Source organism: Intrasporangium sp. (assembly GCF_032907665.1).
In the GTDB taxonomy this organism is placed as follows: Bacteria; Actinomycetota; Actinomycetes; order Actinomycetales; family Dermatophilaceae; genus Intrasporangium.
This window is the reverse complement of record NZ_JAJJPG010000052.1, coordinates 1-22814: the sequence shown is the minus strand read 5'-3', so window position 1 is coordinate 22814 and position 22814 is coordinate 1. Positions and strand designations below refer to the sequence as shown.

The 22814-nt window shown below is 71.2% G+C and carries 19 protein-coding genes; 13 read left to right on the top strand and 6 right to left on the bottom strand.

The window, feature by feature from the left end; genetic code table 11:
* The 4 genes from LOY02_RS09735 to LOY02_RS09720 form a co-directional block, all read left to right on the top strand.
* Positions 1–1155 (top strand): OB-fold nucleic acid binding domain-containing protein (locus LOY02_RS09735; RefSeq protein ID WP_317182157.1); only part of this gene is annotated, 1155 nt, incomplete at its 5' end.
* Between the two features lie 34 nt (positions 1156–1189).
* Positions 1190–2293: a winged helix DNA-binding domain-containing protein gene (locus tag LOY02_RS09730; protein ID WP_317182156.1), complete on the top strand. Its 1104-nt coding sequence runs from the start codon at positions 1190–1192 to the stop codon at positions 2291–2293.
* Positions 2294–3214: a pseudouridine synthase gene (locus LOY02_RS09725; protein WP_317182155.1), complete on the top strand. Its 921-nt coding sequence runs from the start codon at positions 2294–2296 to the stop codon at positions 3212–3214. It begins immediately after the preceding gene.
* Between the two features lie 134 nt (positions 3215–3348).
* Positions 3349–6135 carry an ExeM/NucH family extracellular endonuclease gene (locus tag LOY02_RS09720; RefSeq protein ID WP_317182154.1) on the top strand — a complete coding sequence of 929 codons (2787 nt, stop codon included), beginning with the start codon at positions 3349–3351 and terminating at the stop codon, positions 6133–6135.
* An 82-nt stretch (positions 6136–6217) separates the two neighbouring features.
* Here LOY02_RS09720 and LOY02_RS09715 read toward each other — a convergent pair whose 3' ends face one another.
* Together LOY02_RS09715 and LOY02_RS09710 are read right to left on the bottom strand one after the other, a co-directional pair.
* A complete protein-coding gene (locus tag LOY02_RS09715) occupies positions 6218–6748 on the bottom strand; it encodes a gluconokinase (protein ID WP_317182153.1) in 531 nt (176 codons plus the stop codon).
* Positions 6749–8260 (bottom strand): GntP family permease, encoded by a 1512-nt coding sequence (locus LOY02_RS09710; protein ID WP_317182152.1) that lies wholly within the window; start codon positions 8258–8260, stop codon positions 6749–6751.
* 167 nt (positions 8261–8427) lie between these two features.
* Here LOY02_RS09710 and LOY02_RS09705 point away from each other — a divergent pair, with 167 nt between their 5' ends.
* The 8 genes from LOY02_RS09705 to LOY02_RS09670 all read left to right on the top strand — a co-directional run bounded on the left by LOY02_RS09705 (position 8428) and on the right by LOY02_RS09670 (position 17419).
* Positions 8428–10518: a S9 family peptidase gene (locus tag LOY02_RS09705; RefSeq protein WP_317182151.1), complete on the top strand. Its 2091-nt coding sequence runs from the start codon at positions 8428–8430 to the stop codon at positions 10516–10518.
* A 176-nt stretch (positions 10519–10694) separates the two neighbouring features.
* Positions 10695–12053, top strand: coding sequence for a histidinol dehydrogenase (hisD, locus tag LOY02_RS09700; RefSeq protein ID WP_317182150.1), 1359 nt, complete (start codon positions 10695–10697; stop codon positions 12051–12053).
* Positions 12050–13189 (top strand): histidinol-phosphate transaminase, encoded by a 1140-nt coding sequence (locus LOY02_RS09695; RefSeq protein WP_317182149.1) that lies wholly within the window; start codon positions 12050–12052, stop codon positions 13187–13189. Before hisD ends, LOY02_RS09695 begins: the two co-directional genes overlap by 4 nt.
* The gene (gene hisB / locus LOY02_RS09690; protein ID WP_317182148.1) at positions 13186–13785 is read left to right on the top strand and encodes an imidazoleglycerol-phosphate dehydratase HisB; all 600 of its coding nucleotides are present in this window, start codon (positions 13186–13188) and stop codon (positions 13783–13785) included. Before LOY02_RS09695 ends, hisB begins: the two co-directional genes overlap by 4 nt.
* A 2-nt stretch (positions 13786–13787) precedes the next feature.
* Entirely contained in the window at positions 13788–14432 is a 645-nt protein-coding gene (gene hisH / locus LOY02_RS09685; protein WP_317182147.1) for an imidazole glycerol phosphate synthase subunit HisH, read from the top strand.
* Between the two features lie 50 nt (positions 14433–14482).
* Positions 14483–15226: a bifunctional 1-(5-phosphoribosyl)-5-((5-phosphoribosylamino)methylideneamino)imidazole-4-carboxamide isomerase/phosphoribosylanthranilate isomerase PriA gene (priA, locus tag LOY02_RS09680; RefSeq protein ID WP_317182146.1), complete on the top strand. Its 744-nt coding sequence runs from the start codon at positions 14483–14485 to the stop codon at positions 15224–15226.
* The gene (locus tag LOY02_RS09675) at positions 15223–16122 is read left to right on the top strand and encodes an SseB family protein (protein ID WP_317182145.1); all 900 of its coding nucleotides are present in this window, start codon (positions 15223–15225) and stop codon (positions 16120–16122) included. Before priA ends, LOY02_RS09675 begins: the two co-directional genes overlap by 4 nt.
* Before the next feature lie 31 nt (positions 16123–16153).
* A complete protein-coding gene (locus tag LOY02_RS09670; RefSeq protein WP_317182144.1) occupies positions 16154–17419 on the top strand; it encodes a DUF445 domain-containing protein in 1266 nt (421 codons plus the stop codon).
* A 39-nt stretch (positions 17420–17458) separates the two neighbouring features.
* Here the strand turns inward: LOY02_RS09670 and LOY02_RS09665 are convergent, their stop codons facing one another.
* The 4 genes from LOY02_RS09665 to LOY02_RS09650 form a co-directional block, all read right to left on the bottom strand.
* Positions 17459–18241: an ABC transporter permease gene (locus LOY02_RS09665; RefSeq protein ID WP_317182143.1), complete on the bottom strand. Its 783-nt coding sequence runs from the start codon at positions 18239–18241 to the stop codon at positions 17459–17461.
* Positions 18241–19269 (bottom strand): ATP-binding cassette domain-containing protein, encoded by a 1029-nt coding sequence (locus LOY02_RS09660; protein ID WP_317182142.1) that lies wholly within the window; start codon positions 19267–19269, stop codon positions 18241–18243. The genes LOY02_RS09665 and LOY02_RS09660 overlap by 1 nt, the downstream gene beginning before the upstream one ends.
* 150 nt (positions 19270–19419) lie before the next feature.
* Positions 19420–20157: a PadR family transcriptional regulator gene (locus LOY02_RS09655; protein ID WP_317182141.1), complete on the bottom strand. Its 738-nt coding sequence runs from the start codon at positions 20155–20157 to the stop codon at positions 19420–19422.
* Positions 20158–20287: 130 nt separating this feature from the next.
* Positions 20288–22351: an elongation factor G-like protein EF-G2 gene (locus LOY02_RS09650; protein WP_317182140.1), complete on the bottom strand. Its 2064-nt coding sequence runs from the start codon at positions 22349–22351 to the stop codon at positions 20288–20290.
* Between the two features lie 155 nt (positions 22352–22506).
* Here LOY02_RS09650 and LOY02_RS09645 point away from each other — a divergent pair.
* On the top strand, positions 22507–22814 hold a 308-nt coding region (locus LOY02_RS09645; protein WP_410505937.1), incomplete at its 3' end, for an MFS transporter.

Genomic DNA, 22814 nt, shown 5'->3' with positions numbered 1-22814 from the left:
CCGGCCGAGTACATGGCCGCCCTGCTGACGAGCGTGCGCGACGACAAGGACAAGTCGGCGCTCTACCTCAACGAGTGCCGCCACATGGGCATCAAGGTCCTGCCGCCCGACGTCAACGAGTCCGTCGCCAACTTCGCCGCAGTCGGCACCGACATCCGCTTCGGTCTCGCCGCTGTCCGCAACGTGGGGCTGCCCGTCGTCGAGGCGATCGTCAAGGCGCGCGAGGAGAAGGGGGCCTTCGCCTCCTTCCGCGACTTCCTGTCGAAGGTGCCGGCGGTCGTGTGCAACAAGCGGACCATCGAGTCGCTCATCAAGAGCGGCGCCTTCGACTCGCTCGGCGAGAGCCGGCGCGGGATGGTCGAGGTGCACGAGCGCTACATCGACGCGCTCGTCGAGGTGAAGAAGCAGGAGGCCATCGGGCAGGACAGCCTCTTCGGCGCGTTCGGGATGGACGAGGACACCGGTGCCCAGGGCGGGTCCGGCGCCTTCGACGGGCTGCCGCCGGTCCCGCTCATCGAGTGGGACAAGTCGACCCTGCTCTCCTTCGAGCGGGAGATGCTCGGGCTCTACGTGTCCGACCACCCGCTCTTCGGCATCGAGCACATCCTCCAGACCCACGCCGACACGTCGATCGCCGCGCTCACCGGTGACGACCCCAAGCCCGACGGCACCCCCGTGACGGTGGCCGGGCTCATCACCGGCCTCCAGCTCAAGCGCACGAAGAAGGGCGACCTCTGGGCCATCGCGACGGTGGAGGACCTCGACGGCGCCATCGAGTGCCTCTTCTTCCCGTCGGCCTACCAGACCTTCTCGACGATGCTCGCGCAGGACACCGTCTGCGCGGTGAAGGGCCGGATCAGCGCGAGGGACGACTCGATCTCGATCTTCGCCCAGGAGCTGACCATCCCGGACATCAAGGAGGGACCGCGCGGGCCCGTCGTCCTCAGCCTCCCGCTGGCCCAGGTCACGCCCGCGAGAGCCGAGCGGCTCCGCGAGATCCTGCGCGAGCACCCCGGAGCCACCGAGGTCCAGGTCAAGCTGACCCAGCCGGGCCGTTCGGTGCTCATGACGCTCGACGACTCGCTGCGGGTCAACGCGACGTCGGCGCTCTTCGGAGACCTCAAGGCCCAGTTCGGCGCGGCGGTCCTCGGGTGAGGGACGGTCGTATGCCGCTGGGCCCGGTGACGTCGTGAAGGTGGCCGACCGCAGGCGGTTGCGCCGGGCGCGGATGGCCGCCCTCGGCCTTGCGCCGGCGCTCGGCACGTCCTCGGCGCCGGCCTCGGCCCTGGACGTCGCCCGCGAGTTGGGCGCCCTTCAGGCCCAAGACTATTCGAGTGGCGTGTGGTCCCTCGGCGTCCGCTCCGGACTCACGCGGGAGGAGATCGAGCAGGCGGTGCTCGACCGCGAGATCGTGCGGACCTGGCCCATGCGCGGCACGATCCACTGGGTTCCCGCCGAGGATGCCCGTTGGATGTGCGAGCTGCTCGCGGCCCGAGTGCTCGGCTCAGTGCAGACCCGCCACCGTGAGCTCGGCCTTGACGAGCAGGACACCGCGCGTGCGCGCGACCTCTTCGAGCAACACCTCACCGAGCCGATGAGCCGCCCCGACGTCGTTGCCCTGCTCGCCCGCGCGGGGATCGACTCGAGCGGACAGCGGGCCTACCACCTCGTCGGCTACCACTGCATGACCGGCCTGCTCTGCCAAGGGCCGCTGATCGGCAAACAGCCGAGCTTCGTGCTCATCGACGCCTGGGTGCCCACCTCGCGTCAACCGTCTCGGGAGGAGGCGATGGCGACGATCGTCGAGCGCTACGTCCGCAGCCATGGCCCCGTGACGGAGAAGGACGTGGCCGGATGGGTCGCCGGCACGCTCGGCTTCGCCCGGGAGGCTCTGGCTTTGCTGGGAGACCGCATCGTTCGCGACGAGGTCGACGGCCAGACCTGGCTCACCCACGTCGACGCCCGCCCGGCGCCCAACGGACCGACCGGGGTGCACCTGCTGCCCCAGTGGGACGAGTTCCTCCTCGGCTACAAGTCCCGCGACGTCACCCTGCCGGACGAGCACGTCGCGCGAGTCGTCCCCGGCCGCAACATGGTCTTCCAGCCGACCCTCGTCGTCGACGGTGAGGTGGCCGGCATCTGGAAGCGTCAGGAGCGCAAGGACGGCGTCGTCGTCGAGGTCACGACCTTCACCCCGCTCAGCGCCACGGCCCGCCGGGGGCTGGAAGCGAGCGCAGCGGCATACGGCCGCTTCCTCGGGCGCGACGTCGTCCTGCGCGTCGAGGAGGGATAGGTGGCGCGGGGAGCCATCCCGCCCTCGCCCCTCCCGCCGCGTCACGGCGTCGACGCGCAACGGATCCGGATGCCGCAGGAGGGCCCGTGGGAGACCCTGCGCGACCACCTCGTGGACCGCCTCAAGGGAGTGACGCCTGCCGAGATCGAGCGCAGGCTGCGTGCGGGCGAGTTCGTCGATGTCGCGGGCCGGCCGCTGCCGGTGGACGCGCCGTTCGTGCCGCGCTCCGTCTGCTGGACGCATCGCGAGCTGCGCCCCGAGGTCGAGGTGCCTTTCCCCATCGAGGTGCTGCACCGCGACGAGCGGCTCGTCGTCATCGACAAGCCGCACTTCCTCTCGACGATGCCCCGCGGTCGGCACGTCGTCCAGTCCGCGCTCGCGCGCACCCGCGTCCTGACCGGACTCGAGCGGCTCGCCCCGGCCCACCGGCTCGACCGTCCCACGGCGGGCGTCCTCATGTTCACGACGGAGCAGCGGTGGCGCGGGCCCTACCAGCGCGTCTTCGCCGAGGGACGGGTCCACAAGGAGTACCTCGCCGTCGCGCCGGTCCGCGGTGACCTCGCGCTGCCGACGGTGCGGCGCACCCGTGTCGTCAAGGACCACGGGACCCACCAGGCACGCGAGGTCCCCGGCGAACCGAACGCCGAGACCCTCATCGAGCTCGAGGACACCGCGGACGGGCTCGGTCTCTACCGGCTGACGCCTCGGACCGGGCGCACCCACCAGCTGCGCTGCCAGCTCTGGGGCCTGGGCATCCCGATCGTCGGCGACGACCTCTATCCCGTCGAGCGCGAGGTCGCCGACGACGACTTCTCGCACCCCCTCCAGCTCCTCTCGGCCGTCCTCGAGTTCCAGGACCCCGTCGACGGCACGCGGCGGCGCTTCGAGACCCGCCGGGTGCTGTCGGCCTGGCCCGCGTGACAGCAGCCGCTCGTTCCCGTGGCGGTCGACCGGCGTGCGATGAAAGTTTCCCGGCTCTTCTCCTGACCCCGGTGCGATCGCGGCGTTAGGGTCGCAGAGTCCGGGCGCCTCCCTGCCCGTCGAGAGAGGAAGACATGCTCCAACCACGTGATCTCCGACGCCGTGTCGCCGCGGTGTGCGCGGTCGGGCTCGGTGTGGGGCTCGTCCCCATGGTCGCCGCCGCACCGGCCGCGAACGCCGCCGCGACCGAGTTGTTCTTCAGCGAGTACATCGAGGGATCGAGCAACAACAAGGCCCTCGAGATCTTCAACGGCACCGGTGCGCCGATCGACCTCGGCTCCGATGGTTACAACGTCCAGATGTTCTTCAACGGCAACACCAATGCGGGCCTGACCATCAACCTCACCGGGTCTGTCGCCGACGGCGACGTCTTCGTCGTCGCCCACAGTTCCGCCTTCGCAGAGGTCCTCGACCAGGCCGACCAGACCAACGGGTCCGGCTGGTTCAACGGGGACGACGCCGTGGTGCTCCGCAAGGGCACGAACGTCATCGACAGCATCGGCCAGATCGGCTTCGACCCCGGATCCCAGTGGGGCACCGGCCTCACGTCGACCGCGGACAACACCTTGCGGCGCAAGGACTCGGTCGAGGCGGGCGACACCGACCCCTTCGACGAGTTCGTCCCCGCGGTGGAGTGGGACGGCTTCGCGCAGAACGACTTCGACGGCTTGGGCAGGCACCCCGGCATCCGGGACCGCGCTCCCGACGTCGCAGCGACGATCCCCTTCGACAACTGGACCCACGTCGGACTGGACAAGGTCCTCACGGTGACCTTCAACGAGCCGGTGGCGGTCACCGACGACGCCTTCAGCCTCTCGTGTGCTGACTCGGGATCCCACGAGGTGACCGTGGCCGGTGGGCCGACGACCTTCACCGTCGACGCCGTGACCGACTTCGGGGCGGGCGAGGCCTGCACGCTCCAGGTGTCTGCCGCGCACGTCACCGACCTCGACACCGAGGACCCGCCGGACGCCATGGCGACCGACCACTTCCTCCGTTTCACGACGGTCCCCGCGGACGCCTGCCAGAGCGCGACGACCACGATCCCCGAGATCCAGGGGGATGGCCCCGAGGTCACCACAAGGGGATCGGTCAGGGTCGAGGGCATCGTGGTGGGTGACTACGAGGGCGCGTCGAGCCTGCGCGGGTTCTACGTCCAGGCAGCGGAGGGTGACGGCAACCCGGCCACGTCCGACGCCATTTTCGTCTTCGAGCCGAGCGACGAGGACCTCGTCGCCGTCGGCGACCGCGTGCTCGTCGTCGGACGGGCCGGTGAGTACCAGGGCCAGTCGCAGATCAGCCTGACCGGTGACCCGGTTCCCTGCGGCACGGGCTCGGTCGAGCCGGCGGCCGTGAGCTTCCCGGTCGAGAACCCCACCACCCTCGAGCGCTACGAGGGAATGCTCGTGACGGTCCCACAGACCATGACGGTGACGGAGCACTTCCAGCTCGGCCGCTTCGGCCAGGTCGTCGTCTCCTCCGACGGACGACTCGACCAGCCCACCAACGTCGTCGCGCCCGGGGACGAGGCCCTCGCCCTCCAGGCGGCGAACAACCTCCGCCGGCTCATCATCGACGACGCCTCACAGAGGCAGAACCCCGACCCGATCCCCTGGGGCCGGGACGGCCAGCCCTTGTCGGCTGACAACACGCTTCGTGGCGGTGACACCGTCACCGGCGCCGTCGGCGTGATGACCTACACGTGGGCGGGCAACAGCGCGAGCGGCAACGCCTACCGGCTGCGGCCGATCGGCGCCCTCGACGGGGTCGCCGAGTTCGAGGCAGCAAACGAGCGGCCCGAGAGCGTCCCCGAGGTCGGTGGCCGGATCCAGGTCGCCGGGATGAACGTCCTCAACTACTTCAACACGTGGGACGGTCGCCCGGACGAGGTGAACAACTGCACCTTCGGTGTCGGTGGTCCGCCTGCCGACTGCCGTGGAGCCGACGACGAGTTCGAGTTCGAGCGGCAGGCCACCAAGACCGTCGAGGCCATCGTCGGGATGGGTGCCGAGGTCGTCGGTGTCGTCGAGATCGAGAACGACGGCTACGGTCCCGACAGCGCCCTCGCCGACCTCGTGGACCGGCTGAACGCCGCGACGGAGCCGGGAACGTGGGGCTACGTCGACGTCGACGAGCGGACCGGACAGGTCAACGCACTCGGCACGGATGCGATCAAGGTCGGCGTCATCTACCAGCGGGACGCGGTCGTCCCGATGGGGGACACGGCGGTCCTCAACACCGAGGAGTTCGTCACGGGTGGCGACAGCGAGGAGCGCAACCGTCCCGCCCTGGCCCAGGCCTTCGTCGAGAAGGGGACGGGCGGCAGCTTCGTCGCCGTCGTCAACCACCTGAAGTCCAAGGGCAGCGCGTGTGACACTCCGGCGGCGAACGACGGGCAGGGCAACTGCAACGACGTGCGCGTCACCGCGGCCGGGCTGCTCGCGGACTGGCTCGCCTCGGACCCGACGGGCACGAGCGAGCAGGACACCCTCATCATCGGTGACCTCAACTCCTACGCCATGGAGGACCCGATCACCCTGCTGAAGGGTGCCGGCTACACCGACCTCATCCGGGAGTACGCCGATGGCGAGGAGAACCCGTACTCCTACGTCTTCGACGGCCAGTGGGGCTACCTCGACCACGCGATGGGGACGGCGAGCCTCGCAGCACAGGTCACCGGTGTCGCCGAGTGGCACGTCAACGCGGATGAGCCGTCGGTGCTCGACTACAACACGGACTTCAAGTCCGCGGGCCAGGTCGAGTCGCTCTACGCTCCCGACGAGTTCCGCAACTCCGACCATGACCCTGTCATCGTCGGGCTCGACCTGACGCCCGGCAACAATGGCAAGGGACGGAAGTAGCACCTGCCAGTCCAGCAGCGGGCGGCCCCGGGACCACCGATGGGTCCCGGGCCGCCCGCTGTCTCGTTGGCAGGGCGAAGACTCAGCCTGAGCCGGCCTGGCGCGAACCGGCGTCCTCCAGGGCCGCCAGCGCCGTGGTGACGACCTGGTCGGGGGCTGCGCGCGCGGACACCACCACCCCCGCCTCGTCCTCCTCCAGCGGCTCCAGTGTGTCGAACTGCGACCGGAGCAGGGCCGGCGGCATGAAGTGCTCCCGCCGCTTCATCCGCTCGAGGATCGTGTCGTAGTCGGCGTCGAGCAGGATGAAGAAGAGCTGCGGGTAGCCCTCCCGGAGCCAGTCGCGGTAGCGGCGCTTCAAGGCCGAGCAGGCCATGACCGACTGCTGGCCCGCGGCCTCGAGCCGGACCACCTCCTCCGCGAGGGCGGCGAGCCAGGGCCGGCGGTCGTCGTCGTCGAGGGGCACGCCCGAGCTCATCTTCGCGATGTTCTCCGGGGGGTGGAAGTCGTCCCCCTCGACGAAGACGCGATCGAGCTCGGAGGAGAGCCAGGTCCCGATCGTCGTCTTCCCGTTGCCCGACACCCCCATGAGGACGACATGGCGTGGCAGGGCCACCTAGACCACCAGCCAGAGGATCGAGGCCACGGCGAAGATCGACAGGCCGAGCGTGGTCTCCATGACCGTCCACGTCTTGAGGGTGGTCTTCTCGTCCATGCCGAAGAAGCGGCTCACCAGCCAGAAGCCCGAGTCGTTGACGTGCGACAGGACGGTCGCCCCGGCGGCGATCGCGAAGACGAGCAAGGCGATCTGGACGTCGCTGAGGCCCTCGGCCGCCACCTGGGCCGAGAGCAGACCGGCAGTCGTCGTCAGGGCCACCGTCGCGGATCCCTGGGCCACGCGGAGCGCGGTCGCGATGAGGAACGCCTGGACGATGAGCGAGAGGCCGAGCCCGGACAGGGAGTCGGTGAGAGCCTGCCCGATGCCGGAAGCACGCAGCACGCCGCCGAACATGCCGCCCGCACCGGTGATGAGGACGACAGCCGCGATCGGGCCCAGGGCCTCGTCGAGGATCCGGCTGCCCTCGGGGATGGTGAACCGGCCCCGTGAGAGGACGAGCAGGCTCACCAGCACGGTGATGAGCAGCGCGACGGGTGTCTGGCCGATGAGCTGCAGCGCGTTGGCCCACGTGGCGTCCTCGGCGATGGTCCCGCTCGTGATGAGGGTGCTGATCCCGGTGTTGAGCGAGATGAGCACGAGCGGCAGCAGGAGCAGCAGCAGGACGGTCCCGAACCCGGGCGTCGCCGCGGTGGTGGTCGTCGTGCTCCGAGTGGCGACCGGGTCGTCACTGGCGGCAGCGCCACCGGTGACGGCCTCGCCCTCGAGGTCCGCCGGGGTGACCACGTCGTCCGTGTCGACCTTGGCGAGAGGGCCGACCGGACCCTTCGCTCCGCCGTTGAGCTCCCCGAAGAGCAGGGTGGGGACGTCGACGACGTAGCGCTTGCCGAGGCGCTGGGACACGAGGTAGGCCCCGACGTACCAGCTGATGATGGCGACCGGCACACCGATGAGGAGTGTGATGCCGATGTCGCCGCCCATGAGGTCGGCGGCGGCGACGGGCCCGGGATGCGGGGGCACGATCGCGTGCATCGCCGCGAACGCCCCAGCGGTCGGAAGGCCGTAGAGCAGGATCGAGCCGCCGAACCGGCGCGCCACGGTGTAGATGATCGGCAGGAAGACGACGAGGCCTGCGTCGAAGAAGATCGGGAAACCGAAGGCCAGGGCCGCGACACCGAGCGCGAAGGGCGCGCGTTTCTCGCCGAACCTCGAGATGAGCGTGTCGGCGAGCACCTGCGCCCCGCCGGTGATCTCGAGCAGCCGCCCGAGCATGACACCGAAGGCGACGAGCAGGGCCACGGATCCGAGGGTGCTGCTGAAGCCGCTCATCAGCGCACTCGGGATGTCCGCGATGGGGATCCCGGCCGCGACGGCGGTCAGCAGGCTGACGAGGACGAGCGACACGAAGGCGTGGAGCTTGACCTTCATGATGAGCCAGAGCAGGGTGACGACGGCGACAGCGGCGATCAGCAGGAGGACGCCGACGCCATGGGCCGGTTCGATCGGGTCCATCAGGGACTCCTTCTCGCGGCGAATGGGTGGATGGCCTCAACGTACCCACGGACCGGGAGGGGGTCACGGGTCCACGCGGCAGGCGGCGGCCTCCGTCGTCGCGCTCACGTCGCCACAGCACGCCCCCGCGTCGGAGCCCGCACCGGCCCACCGCCTACGATGCGCGCATGCAGCACCCTCCCATCGCCCGACGCGAAGTGTCGACGCGCGAGCTCCACGGCGACCGCTTCGACGACCCGTACGCGTGGATGTCCGACCGTGACGGGGCCGAGCTGCGGGAGTACCTCGCTGCCGAGAACGGCTGGGCCGTCGAGCAGACCGCGCACCTGGCCCCCCTCGCCGAGACCATCTACGAGGAGTTCCGGTCGCGGATCCACGAGACCGACCTCAGTGTGCCGGTGCGTCATGACCGATGGTGGTACTACTCGCGGACCATCGAGGGCGAGCAGTATCCCGTGGAGGGCAGGGTCCTCGTCGCGGAGCACCCGGAGCGGCCGTCCCTCGACGGGGAGCAGGCGCCGGCGGGAGAGGAGGTGCTCCTCGACCAGAACGCCGAGGCCCGCGGGCACGACTTCTACGCGGTCGGGCCGAGCGAGGTCTCCCCCGCGGGAGACCTCTTCGTCTGGGGTGTCGACGTCGTCGGCGACGAACGCTACGACCTCAAGGTCCGTCGGATCGCCACCGGTGAGCTCGTCGACGAGGCCGTGCTCCGGACGGGCGGCTCGATCGGGTGGTCCCTCGACGGACGCCACCTGTTCTACACGAGGGTCGACGAGGCGTGGCGACCGCACCAGGTCTGGCGCCACGAGATCGGCACGAGCGCCGAGGAGGACGTCCTCGTCCACGACGAGCCCGACGAGCGGTTCTTCGTCGGCGTCGGCAACTCGCGGGACGACCGGCAGGTCCTCGTCGCGATCGGGTCCAAGACGACGACCGAGGTGCGCATGCTCGACGCGGCGGACCCGACCGGGCAGTTCCGCATCGTCGCACCGAGGCGGGACGGCGTCGAGTACGAGGTCGAGCCCGTGGGGGACCGGCTGCTCATCGTCCACAACGCGCACCGGCCGAACTTCGAGGTGGCGATCGCACCCATCGACAGCACGTCCCCCGACGACTGGGAGCGGCTCGAGGTCACCGACGACGACGAGTACGTCACGGGGGTCGACGGCTTCGCCGACTTCGTCGTCGTGTCGCTGCGGAGGCAGGGGCAGACCCGGCTCCGGCTCGTGCGCCGGCTCCCGGGCGGCGGGCTCGGCGAACCGCACGACATCGAGTTCGCGGAGCCGATCCACACGGTCGCGCTGGGGGCCAACCCGGAGGTCGGTGCAGCATCGATCCAGGTCGTCCACGAGTCCCTCGTCACCCCGCGCGTCGTCTACGACTATGACGTCACCGACCGCACCTTCACCGTGCTCAAGCGGCAGGAGGTGCGGGGCGGGCACGACCCCGGCGACTACGTCCAGGAGCGGCTCTGGGCGACGGCGGCCGACGGCGTCCGCATCCCCCTGTCCGTCGTCCGGCACCGCGACACACCGGTCGACGGCACGGCTCCGGGCCTGCTGCACGCCTACGGCGCCTACGGCATCTCCAGCGACCCGTGGTTCTCCGTCCTGCGGTTGTCGCTGCTGCAGCGCGGATGGGTCTTCGCCATCGCCCACGTCCGCGGTGGGTCCGAGATGGGCCGGCACTGGTACGACACGGGCAAGCTCGAGCACAAGCGGCACACCTTCGAGGACTTCGTCGCGTGCGCGGACGAGCTGCGCGCCAGCCGACTCATCGACCCGGAACGCCTCGCCGCCGAAGGAGGCTCGGCCGGGGGCCTGCTCATGGGCGTCGTGGCCAACGAGGCTCCCGACCGGTTCGCCTTCATCCACGCGTCGGTCCCCTTCGTCGACGCGCTGACCTCGATCCTCGACCCGTCGCTGCCGCTCACCGTCGTCGAGTGGGAGGAGTGGGGCAACCCCTTGGACGACCCGACGGCCTATGCCCTCCTGCGGGCCTACAGCCCCTACGACAACGTCCGGCCCCAGCGCTACCCGTCGCTGCTCGTGACGACCTCGCTCAACGACACCCGAGTCCTCGTCACCGAGCCGGCGAAGTGGGTCGCGGCCCTGCGCCACGCCACGCGGGAGGTCGCCGACGCGCGACCGATCCTCTTCCGGACGCAGATGGCGGCCGGCCACGGCGGGCAGTCCGGCCGCTACGACACGTGGCGGCAGTGGGCGTGGGAGACCGCCGTGCTCATCGACCAGACCTGAGGGGGCGGGAGGTCGCGCTCGCGAGCGAGCCCAGCGGCATACGGCAGCCGTATGCCGCTGTGCCGGCACCCGCTGCACGTGACCTCCCGACCCCCGAGGGTTTCCGGCGCCCGGGGCCGGGGTCGGAGCCTGAGACGGCGCGTCCCGGTCCGTGGACGCCTCTTAGACTTGGGCCCATGATGTCCACCCTCGACCTGCGCGGACGCCCGCTCGACGTGCGCTTCCTGCGTGGGGCGCTGCCCCGAGCCGAGTTCGACGTCACGGCCGCCCTCGAGCAGGTGCGGCCGATCTGCGACGACGTCGCGCATCGGGGCGCGGAGGCGTTGCGCGACCTCGCTGAGCGGTTCGACGGGGTCCGGCCCACGCACCTGCGGGTGCCGGGCGAGGTCCTGCGGGCCGCCCTGGACGAGCTGGCCCCCGACCTGAGGGCCGCCCTCGAGGAGTCGATCCGGCGGGCCCGCCTCGTCCACGCGGACCAGCGGCGCACCGACACGACGACGCAGGTCGTGCCCGGTGGCACGGTCACCGAGCGGTGGCTCCCCGTCGAGCGGGTGGGCCTCTACGTCCCCGGGGGCCTCGCGGTCTATCCGAGCAGTGTCGTCATGAACGTCGTGCCCGCCCAGCTCGCCGGCGTCGGCTCGCTCGCCGTCGCCTCGCCGCCGCAGCGCGAGAACACCGGCGCTTTCACCGGCTACCCCAACCCCACCATCCTCGCCACGTGTGCCCTGCTCGGCGTCGACGAGGTCTACGCCGTCGGGGGCGCCCAGGCGGTCGCGATGTTCGCCTACGGGTTCGTCGACGAGGAGGACGTCCGTGACGGCGTGCCCGTCGCGTGCGAGCCGGTGTCGATGGTCACCGGGCCGGGCAACATCTGGGTCGTCGCCGCGAAGCGCCTGCTCAAGGGGCTCATCGGCATCGACGCCGAGGCCGGTCCGACCGAGATCGCGATCCTCGCCGACGCGAGTGCCGACGCGGAGCACGTGGCAGCCGACCTCATCAGCCAGGCGGAGCACGACCCGCTCGCGGCCTCGGTCCTCGTCACCGACAGCGAGGAGCTCGCCGATGCCGTGCTCGCGTCCCTGGCCCGTCGGGTCCCGGCCACGAAGCACGCCGAGCGGGTCGGCACGGCCCTGCGCGGCACGCAGTCCCGCGTCGTGCTCGTCGACGACGTCGAGGCCGGCCTGGCCGTCGTCAACGCCTACGCGGCCGAGCACCTCGAGATCCAGACCCGCGACGCCTCCGCGGTCGCCGCCCGTGTGCGCAATGCCGGGGCGGTCTTCGTCGGCCCCTACGCCCCGGTGAGCCTCGGTGACTACGCCGCCGGGTCCAACCACGTCCTGCCCACGGCGGGCTGCGCCACGCACTCGAGCGGACTGTCGGTCCAGTCCTTCCTCCGCGGCATCCACGTCGTCGACTACGACGAGGCGGCCCTGCGCGACGTGGCCGCTCACGTCGTCACGCTCGCCCAGGCCGAGGACCTGCCGGCGCACGGGGAGGCCGTCACGGCGCGCTTCGGCGACGAGGTGCCACGGTGACTGACGCCGCGGGAGAGGTCCAGCGGTTGCTGCGCCCGGACCTGCGGGGCCGCACGGCCTACGGCGCCCCGCAGCTCGACGTGCCCGTCTGCCTCAACACCAACGAGAACTCCTACCCCGTCCCCGACGTCGTCGTCAAGGCGATCCTCGACGCGCTCGAGGACGACATCGCAGGCCTCAACCGCTACCCCGACCGCGAGTTCACGCGTCTGCGCAGCGCCCTGGCGGCCTACCTCGAGAAGCAGGCCGGCGAGGTGTTCACGCCCGAGCAGATCTGGGCCGGCAACGGCTCCAACGAGGTCCTCTCGCACATCGTGCAGGCCTTCGGCGGCTTCGGGCGCACAGCGCTCGGGTTCACGCCGAGCTACTCGATGCACCCCATCATCTGCGAGACGCTCGGGACCCGCTGGATCGACGGCGCGCGCGAGCAGGGGACCTTCGGCCTGGCACCCGACTCGGCTGCGCAGCAGGCGGCCACCCACGACCCGTCGATCGTCTTCCTCAGCTCGCCCAACAACCCCACGGGCACCGCGCTGCCCTTCGACGTGATCGGCGCGGTCCTCGGGGCGGCCCCGAACGCCGTGGTCGTCGTCGACGAGGCCTATGCCGAGTTCGCCCGGCCCGGCACGCGGAGTGCCCTGTCGCTCGTCGCCGAGCACCCCCGTCTCGTCGTCACCCGCACGATGAGCAAGGCCTTCGCCTTCGCCGGGGGACGGCTCGGCTACCTCGTCGCCGCGCCGGAGGTCGTCGACGCCCTGCGGCTCGTGCGCCTGCCCTACCACCTGTCGACGCCGACGCAGACCATCGCCCGCGTCGCCCTCGAGCACGCCGACCTCATGCTCGGCACCGTCGAGGCGATCAAGGAGCAGCGCGACCGGCTCGTCCGGGAGCTCGCCGAGCTGGGCGGGACACCCCTCGAGAGCGACTCCAACTTCGTCCTCTTCGGTGGCCTCCGCGACGAGAAGGCGACGTGGCAGGCCCTCCTCGACGACGGTGTTCTCGTGCGCGACGTCGGCATCCCACACCACCTGCGGGTCACAGCCGGCACCCCGGAGGAGACGGCTGCGTTCCTGCGCGCGATGGCCGCCCTCGCCCCCACCCACCTCGCCCAGCCGACGGGAGACGTCGCCTCATGAGCCGCACCGCCAGGATCAGCCGCACGACGACGGAGTCGTCGATCGAGCTCACCGTCGACCTCGACGGGACGGGGGAGTCCGACGTCTCGACGGGCGTCCCCTTCTACGACCACATGCTCGCGTCCCTCGCCAAGCACTCCCTCATCGACCTCACCGTCAAGGCGACCGGCGACATCGACGTCGACGTGCACCACACCGTCGAGGACACCGCCATCGTCCTCGGCCAGGCGCTGCGCGAGGCCCTCGGCGACAAGGTGGGCATCTCCCGCTTCGGCGACGCGACGGTCCCGCTCGACGAGGCCCTGGCACAGGCCGTCGTCGACGTCGCCGGGCGGCCCTACGTCGTCCACGAGGGTGAGCCGGAGGGCCAGCAGTACGTCCTCATCGGCGGGCACTTCACCGGGTCGATGACCCGGCACGTCTTCGAGTCGCTCGCCTCCAACGCCGGACTGTGCCTCCACGTGCGGGTCCTCGCCGGCCGCGACCCCCACCACATCGTCGAGGCCCAGTTCAAGGCGGTCGCCCGCGCCCTGCGCGCGGCCATCGCCCGCGACGATCGGGTCGTCGGGATCCCCAGCGCCAAGGGAGCGCTCTGACGATGACGACCTCGCCCCGCGTCGTGGTCCTCGACTACGGCAGCGGCAACGTGCGATCTGCCGTGCGCGCCCTCGAGCGTGTCGGCGCGACCGTCGAGCTCACCGCCGATCCTCACGTCGCCACCGACTGCGACGGCCTCTTCGTGCCGGGCGTCGGCAACTTCCACGCCTGCCTGGCCGGCCTCCGCGCCGTGCACGGCCCACGCGTCATCGGCCGCCGACTGAGCGGCGGACGACCGGTCCTCGGGGTCTGTGTCGGCATGCAGGTGATGTTCGACGGCTCCACCGAGCGCTCCGATCACCCGGAGCCGGGCCTGGGGGAGTGGCCGGGCACCGTCGAGCGTCTGCCCGCGGCCATCGTCCCGCACATGGGGTGGTCCGAGGTCGAGGTGGGCGAGGGCTCCCGGCTCTTCGCCGGTGTCGAGGACGAGCGCTTCTACTTCGTCCACTCGTACGCCGTCCAGACGTGGGAGCTGGAGCCGACCGGAGCCTTCGCCGTGGTCGCCCCGATCGTCACGTGGGCGAGGCACGGCGCGAGGTTCGTCGCCGCCGTCGAGAACGGTCCGCTCTGCGCGACGCAGTTCCACCCCGAGAAGTCCGGGGAGGCCGGACTCCACCTGCTCGAGAACTGGGTACGCACGCTGTGAGCCAGCCCAGCGGCATACGCAATCCCATTGAGCCACAAGGAGACCCGAGCATGACCGATCTGCCCCGACTCCAGCTCCTCCCCGCGGTGGACATCGCCAGCGGCCAAGCCGTGCAGCTCGTCCAGGGCATCGCGGGCAGCGGGGGACGGTTCGGCGACCCCTGGGACGCTGCCAAGGCGTGGCAGGACCAGGGTGCGGAGTGGATCCACCTCGTCGACCTCGACGCCGCCTTCGGCCGGGGCAGCAACCGCGAGCTCATCGACTCGATCGTCCGACGGCTCGACATCGCGGTCGAATTGTCCGGGGGGATCCGGGACGCCGACTCGCTGGACGCCGCGCTCGCGACCGGCTGCCGCCGGGTGAACATCGGCACCGCGGCCCTCGAGGACCCCGAGTGGACTGCGCGGATCATCGGCGAGCACGGCGACCGGGTCGCCATCGGCCTCGACGTGCGCGGGACCAGGCTCGCCGCGCGCGGCTGGACGCGGGAGGGCGGCGACCTCTGGGAGACCCTCGAGCGCCTCGACCGCGAGGGGTGCGCCCGCTACGTCGTCACCGACGTCAACAAGGACGGCATGCTGCAGGGGCCCAACGTCGGGCTCCTCCGCGAGGTGTGCGCACGCACCGAGCGGCCGGTCGTCGCCTCCGGAGGCGTCTCCACGCTCGACGACCTCCGCGTCCTGCGCGACCTCGTCCCCGAGGGCATCGAGGGCGCCATCATCGGGTCCGCCCTCTATCGCGGCGCCTTCACCCTGCGCGAGGCGCTCGACGTCGCCGGGCGGCCAGCGCAGTGACCGCACGACGCCGCGGCGGGGGCGAGCCGCGTGGGCACGATCGCCACGGCGACGGGCAGCAGGGCCCTGAGCAGCACGACCACGATCGCCACGGCGACGGGCACGAGCAGCACGGCCACGAGCGCCACGGGCACCTCGACGCCGAGGGCCGTCCCTCCGACTCGGCGGGCCAGGCCTGGGCGGGCAAGACGATCCCGAGCCACGGCTTCGCGGACGACCGCGGCGAGGCGGACCCCGGGCTCGTCGCGGCCCTGCTGGCCTGCGCGGCCGAGCCGACCCCCGACGCCGAGACCGAGCTCCTGTCTCGGGTCGCGGCCGTTCGATGGCTCGTGCCGGTCGTTGCCATCCCCACGGAGGTCGACGAGAAGGGCGGGCTCGTCACCGACACGCGCAGCGACATGGCGGCGGTGACCCTCACGGCGCCGGACGGCCGCAAGGGCCTGCCGATGTTCTCCTCGCTCGAGTCCCTCGCGGCCTGGGACCCCGGGGCGCGGCCCGTCCCGGTCCCGGCGTCGTCCGCTGCCCAGGCGGCCGTCGCCGAGTCGTGCGACGTCCTCCTCGTCGACGTCTCCTCGCCCCATGCGACAGTGCTTCGCGCGAGCATGCTGTGGGCCCTGGCCCAGGACCGGGCCTGGGTGCCGGCACACCGTGACGAGCAGGTCGCGCGCGCGGTCGGCGCCGCGGTCCGCGACGAGCCGGTTGTGGCCGGCCACCGTCTCGAGGCTGGGGAGCCGGCAGGCGCCGGCGTCCTGCGCGTCGTCCTCCGGCTTCCGGCCGGCCTCGACCGTGAGGTCATCGGCGAGGTGGCGACGAGGATCGGGGAACGGATTGCGACGGACGGCGAGACGCGTGCGAGGATCGATGCGCTGACGTTCGCCCTCGAAGCCGTGACCTGACTCGCGGCCCAGACCTCGCGAGGAGGCCACCTTGAGCGGGACCCTCGGCTTCGTCGTCGACCCCGTCGTCGACGCCCAGCGACGCCAGGACCTGCGCCGGATGCGCCTCGTCGCCACGGGACTGCTCGTCCTGGCCGCCATCGTCTACGTCCTCACGCGCGGCCGCGACGACGGACTGCTCGGCTTCGTCAACGCGGGCGCCGAGGCCTCGATGGTGGGGGCGTGCGCCGACTGGTTCGCGGTCACCGCCATCTTCCGGCACCCGCTCGGCCTGCCCATCCCGCACACCGCGCTCATCCCGCGCAAGAAGGAGATGATCGGCCGCAGCCTCGAGGAGTTCGTCGGCGAGAACTTCCTCCAGGAGGACATCATCCGCGACCGGGTCCTCGACGCCGAGCCGACCCGCCGCGCCGCCGAGTGGGTGCTCACCGACCACCACGCCAAGCGCCTCGTCGACGAGGTCGCCACCGTCGGCGCCCACGCCCTGCACCGCATCCCCGACGAGGACGTGCGCACCGTCATCGAGCAGGCGGTGCTGCCCCGCCTCATGAAGGAGCCGATCAGCTCACTCGGCGGCGGACTCCTCGAGCAGGTCGTCCGCGACGGCTCGCACACCGGCCTCGTCGACCTCGCGCTCGACGAGGGCGCCGCGTGGCTCGTCGCCAACGAGTCCCTCTTCGAGTCGCTCATCGTCCAGCGGGCCCCGTCGTGGGTCCCGGACGCCCTCAACGAGATCGTCGCGCGCCGCATCCACACCGAGGCCCTCAAGTGGCTGGCCGACATCCGGCGCGACCCGAGGCACGACGTGCGGATCGCCCTCGACAAGCTGCTCACCGACCTCGCCGACAACCTCCAGCACGACCCGGTCACGCAGGAGCGCGCCGAGCGCCTCAAGGAGAGGTGGCTCTCCCACCCACAGGTGTCGGTGACCGCGATGTCGCTCTGGCAGTCCTTCCGCGGCGTCGCCATCGCCGCCCTCGAGGACGAGGACGGCCCGGTCCGGGCCCGCGGCGTCGAGGAGGTCACCCGACTCGGGCAGCGGCTCCTCGACGACCGCGAGCTGCGCGACAAGGTCGATGCCCGGATCTGCGACGCCGTCGTCTACGGCGTCGGGCGCTATGGCACCGAGCTCACCCGCGTCATCAGCCACACCGTGGACCGCTGGGACGGCCGAGAGACTGCCGAGCGCGTCGAGCTGCAGGTCGGGCGGGACCTCCAGTTCATCCGGATCAACGGCACGCTCGTCGGTGGGCTCATCGGCGTGCTCATCCACGCTGTGTCGCTCGTCATCCCCTGAGTGCAGAGGCCCCCGAAGGTCTGGCTCCTCCGGCCCCTCTCAGACGGACCGTTGGTAGACCGAGAAGGCCCTTGTCGCGAGCCAGCTCATGACGACCGCGAGTCCGGCCAGCGCAGCGAGGCGCGGCCAGATGACCGCCCAGTCCGGGGCTGCCGCCAGACTCTCCCGGCTCACCACCACGGCCCAGTCCAACGGGTTGAAGCGCGCCACGCTCTCGACCCAGTCCGGGGCCAGGGCCGTGTTCATGATCGCCGACGAGAGGAACGCGAGCGGCAGCGTGAGCAGCTGGCTGATGCCGATGAGGGCGTCCTGGGTGCGGGCCAGCAGGGCCAGGGCGTTCGACAGTGCGGCGAAGACGACCGTAAGGAGCACCGCCGCGACGAAGGTGAGCACGATGCCGTTCGCCGGGTTGGCGAAGCGGGCCCCTGCGACGTAGGCGATCCCGAGGACGATCGCGGTCTGCACGACCGTGGTGATGCTCTGGTAGGCGATCGTGCCGTTCATCATGGCCCCGCGGCGCACCGGCGAGGCGAGCAACCGGTCCATGACGCCGAGGTTCATGTCCTCGATGTAGACCGTGCCGGCCCAGGTCGCCGAGAAGAGCGCGGTCATGGCGACGACCCCCGGCGTGAGGAACTCGAGGTAGGAGCCCCCTTCGGGTGCGAAGCCCGGGATCTGCACGGCCTTCTCGAAGAGGGCGCCGAAGAGGAGCAGCCAGATCGCGGGCTGGACGAGGGTGAAGAGGACGTAGGCCGGTTGACGCAGGAGCGCGGAGACCGAGCGCCTCGTCATGATGGCCGAGTGGGTCGCCAGCGTCGTCATCAGGCCACCTCCTCGAACGCGCGCCCGGCATGCCGGAGATAGACGTCGTCGAGGGAGGGTCGCGAGAGGGTCGCCGAGCCGACCTCGATCCCGGCGGTCTCCAGCAGGTCGAGCGCGCTGGTGATGACGGCGGCCCCATGGTCCGTGCGGGCTCGCACGAGCCGGCCGTCGACGCTGATCTCGGTCAGGCCCGGTGCCCCGGCGAGGCACTGCGACGCTGCCGGTCCCGCGGAGGGCTCGAGCAGCTCGAACACCACGCGGTCACCGTTGAGCTCGCTCTTCAGCTCGTCCGGCGTCCCCTCGGCCACCAGGCGACCCCGGTCGATGATCGCCACCCGGTCGGCCAGGTGGTCCGCCTCGTCGAGATAGTGCGTCGTGAGCAGGACGGTGATCCGGTCGGCCGAGGCCAGCCGCGCGATCTCCGCCCACAGCTGGACGCGTGCCTCGGGGTCGAGACCCGTCGTCGGCTCGTCGAGGAAGAGGACGCCGGGCCCGTTGACGAGGGCGATGGCGATGTCGAGCCGACGGTTCATCCCGCCGCTCAACGTCCGGGTCAGCCGGTCCGCGGCGTCGCCGAGCCCGAAGCGCTCGAGCAGCTCGGTGGCCCTCGCCTCGGCCCTGGCCCGGTTCATGCCATGGATCCGGGCCGCCATGACGAGGCTCTCCCGGGCCGTCATGAGGGGGGCGGCGCTCGGCTTCTGGGAGACCAGCCCGATCGAGCGTCGGACGGCCTCTGGCTCACGGACGACGTCGTGACCGGCCACCTGCGCCGACCCCGACCGCGGCCGGGACAGGGTGGACAGGATGCGGACGGTGGTCGACTTGCCCGCGCCGTTCGGGCCGAGCAGGGCGTAGATCTCGCCCGAGCGGACCCGGACCGTCAGGTCGTCCAACGCCACCACGGGTGGCTTGCGACGGCCTGCGGGATAGGTCTTGTGGAGGTGCTCGGCCTCGATGGCCAACGTCGGCGTCGACCCTGGTGACTGGGCCGCCGACGGTGAGGGGGCGGTTGCCCTCTGGTGTGACATGGTGACTCCTTCGTGGCCCAGTGGGCCGATCGGGAGCCGGTCGTCGCTGCCGTAGGCTGTCGCTGTGCCTTGAGTGCCGATCTCGCAGGTCGGCGACCGACTCGAGGATGGCCTCCGGTCGGGCGTTGCCGCGCCCGGCCGGAGGTGTTCTCAGGCTCCGGAGGGATCTGTCCCCGGCTCCTGGGGTCTGTGTGGGGGCTCGTAGGGGCCGTGGCCGGGCTCCAGGATGCGAGCGTCCGGCCCGAGCAGCTCACCCGCTCGGCCCAGGATCTCGTCCATGGGGACCCCTTCCGCGCGCAGCTCGTGGACGCGGCGCCAGGCGCTCGTCCCGCCGAGCGCCTCGGACCGGATGTCCGCAGCGAGCCGCATGACGAAGTCCCGCTCCGCGCGGACCATGGCCTCGCGGAAGACGGCCTCGATGAGGAACACCTCCGGCAGACCCTGCTCCCGGGACCACTCGAGGTCCGCGCCGATCCGTCGCGCCTCCAGATCCAGGCGAGTCGTCCGCTCCTCGAGGAGCTCCGCGGCCTCGTCGGGCGGCAGGCCGGCGATGAGCGAGAGTGCGGACTCCAACGGGCTCGGATCGGCGGTCGGGGTCCGCAGCAGCTCGGCGAGCCAGTCCTCGAACTCCGTGACCCCCGCCTCGGTGATCTCGTAGACGGTCCGCTCGGGGCGGTTGCCTGACCGGATCCGCTCCCGCTGCGTGATCAGGCCGTGCTTCTCCAGGGAGGTCACGACGGCATAGAGGGACCCGAAGTTGAGGCGGATGCTCTGCTCCTTGCCGCGCTGCCGGAGCGTCGACGAGATCTGGTAGGGGTGCATGGGGCGCTCCTGGAGGCACGAGAGCACCGCCAGCGCCAAGGGGTTGTTGACGCGGCGGCGAGTCATGGTGAGCACCGGTGACGCATGGAAGACCTCCGGATCGAATACTCGCGCCAGAGTAGTCGAACCGGAGGTGTTCCTGTCCAGCCATTTGTCGGGAGCGCGGGGCCTCGTCGTCACCGCCCTCCTCACGTGATCAGGCCTTGAGCAGCTCCCTCGCCTTGTCCGGTGGGATGAGGTCGTGGCGCACGGGCTCGCGGACGAAGGAGCCGGTGCCGTGCGAGACCGAGCGGAGGTCGATCGGGTAGCGCGCCAGCTCGGACGCCGGGACCTCCGCGTGGACGATGGTCCAGCCCTGCTCCTCGGCCGGCTCGGTGCCGACGACCTGGCCGCGACGGCCGCGGAGGTCGGCCATGACCGCTCCGAGGTACTCGTCGGCGATGGTGATGTCGACCTTGTCGATCGGCTCGAGGAGGGCCACGGTGGACTCGTTGGCGGCCTCCTTGAGCGCGAGCGCGGCAGCCGTCTGGAAGGCGACGTCGGACGAGTCGACCGAGTGGGCCTTCCCGTCCACCAGGGTGACCCGGACGTCGACGACGGGGTGGCCGGTGAGCAGCCCCTTCTCGAGCTGGGCGCGGGCGCCCTTCTCGACCGAGGGGATGAACTGCCGCGGCACCGCACCGCCCACGACCTTGTCGACGAACTCGAAACCCGATCCGCGGGGGAGGGGCTCGACCATGATGGAGCAGACGGCGTACTGACCGTGGCCGCCGGACTGCTTGACGTGCCGGCCCTGGGCGGAGACCTTGCGGATGAAGGTCTCGCGCAGCGCAGTGCGGTAGGGCTCCGCCTCGACGGTGACGCCGTAGCGGTCGGCGAGCTGGCCGATGAGCTCGTCGACGTGGGCCTGGCCCATGGTCCAGAGCACGACCTGGTCGGTCTCGCTGTGCTCCATGCGCATCGTCACGTCCTCGGCGACGAGGCGCTGCAGGGCGCCGGCGAGCTTGTCCTCGTCGGACTTGGTGACGGCACGGATGGCCACCGGGAGCTGCGGCTCGGGGAGCAGCCACGGCGCGACCACGGCCGGGCGGTCACCGGACGACAGGGTGTCGGAGGTCTCTGCGCGGGCGAGCTTCGAGACGAGGACGAGGTCACCCGCGATGGCGGTTCCACGGGGCCGGTGCGTGTCGAGGAACGGCGACGCCAAGGGGCCGACCCGCTCGTCGTCGTCGTGCGACGGATGGCCGGCGACCTCGTGGCCGACGAAGTCGCCCAGGTGCCCGGACACGTGAACCGTGTCGTCGACGCGCAGGGTGCCGGAGAAGACCCGCACGAGCGACAGGCGACCGACGTAGTTGTCGGTCGTCGTGCGCACCACCTCGGCCACGAGGGGAGCATCGGGGTCGCAGGTGACGCCCTCGATCGCCGCTCCTGCCGGGGTGGTGACCGCGGGGAGCGGATGCACGCTGGGGTCCGGGAACGCCTGCTCGATGAGCGAGAGCAGGTCCTCGACCCCGGCGCCGGTCATCGGGGAGACCGGCAGGATCGGGAAGAAGGTGCCCCGGACGATCGCCGTGCGCAGGTCCTCGAGGATCGCGCTCGTCTCCATCTGCTCGCCCTCGAGATAGCGGTCAAGGAGCGTTGCGTCCTCGGACTCCTCGATGACGGACTCGATCAGTGCGTGTCGGGCGTCCTGCTGCTCGTCGGTGGCGAGGTCGTCGTCGGAGCCGGTGATGAGGCCGACGACAGAGGTGAGCTGGCCGTCCTCGAGCACGGGCCAGTGAGTGGCCCGGGCGTCGCCGAAGGTACGGCGACAGGTCTCGACGGTGCTCCCGAAGTTGGCGCGGGGCTGGTCGAGATGGGTCACCACGACGGCCCGCGGCATGCCGACCGCGGCGCACTCGCGCCAGAGGAGGGACACCGGCCGGTCGACGTCGTCGGCTCCGGAGACGACGAAGATGGCGGCGTCAGCGGCACGCAGGCCGGCCCGCAGCTCCCCGACGAAGTCCGGGTAGCCGGGGGTGTCGAGGAGGTTGAGCGTCACACCGTTCGAGTCGAACGACGCTGCGGTGAGGTTCGAGGTGCGCACGTGCCCGTTGCCCGACGGGCGCTGCCCGGGGACGCGGGCGGCGACGAGCGCCTCGAACAGTGCCGTCTTGCCGGCCCCGCCGGGCCCGACGAGGACGACGTTGCGGATGTCCTGCGGCGAGGCGGGGTTGGGGGCCGCAGGGAGGTCTGATCTGCCGGTTTGTCTCGCCATGATCCCACCCAACTCCTGTTGTCGTCCGGTCACAAGTGCTCGACTGACGATCCGCTGTGATCTACGAGTCATCGCTCCACGAACACCGAGGGCACAGCGATCTTCGATGTCGAAATCCATGTGCGCCCTGTCGCCCCGGGTGCTTCGCTGGTGTCATGAACGTGGGCGCCTATCGGGACGTGCTGGCGATCCGGGACACTCGCCGGATCCTCCTGCTCGGGCTCTTGGTGCGCGTTCCCCTCTTCGCCGGCATGGTCATCCTCACCCTCCACGTGGTGGCCTCGCTCGGTCACACCTACGGCCAGGCCGGCCTGGTCACCGCGGCCTCGACCATCGCCATCGCGATCTCCGGCCCCTGGCGCGGACGCCTGCTCGACCGCCACGGCCTGCGCCGGACGGTCGGACCATCCATCGTCGTCCAGGTCGTCTGCTGGTCGATCGCGCCCTGGGTCGACTACGCGCC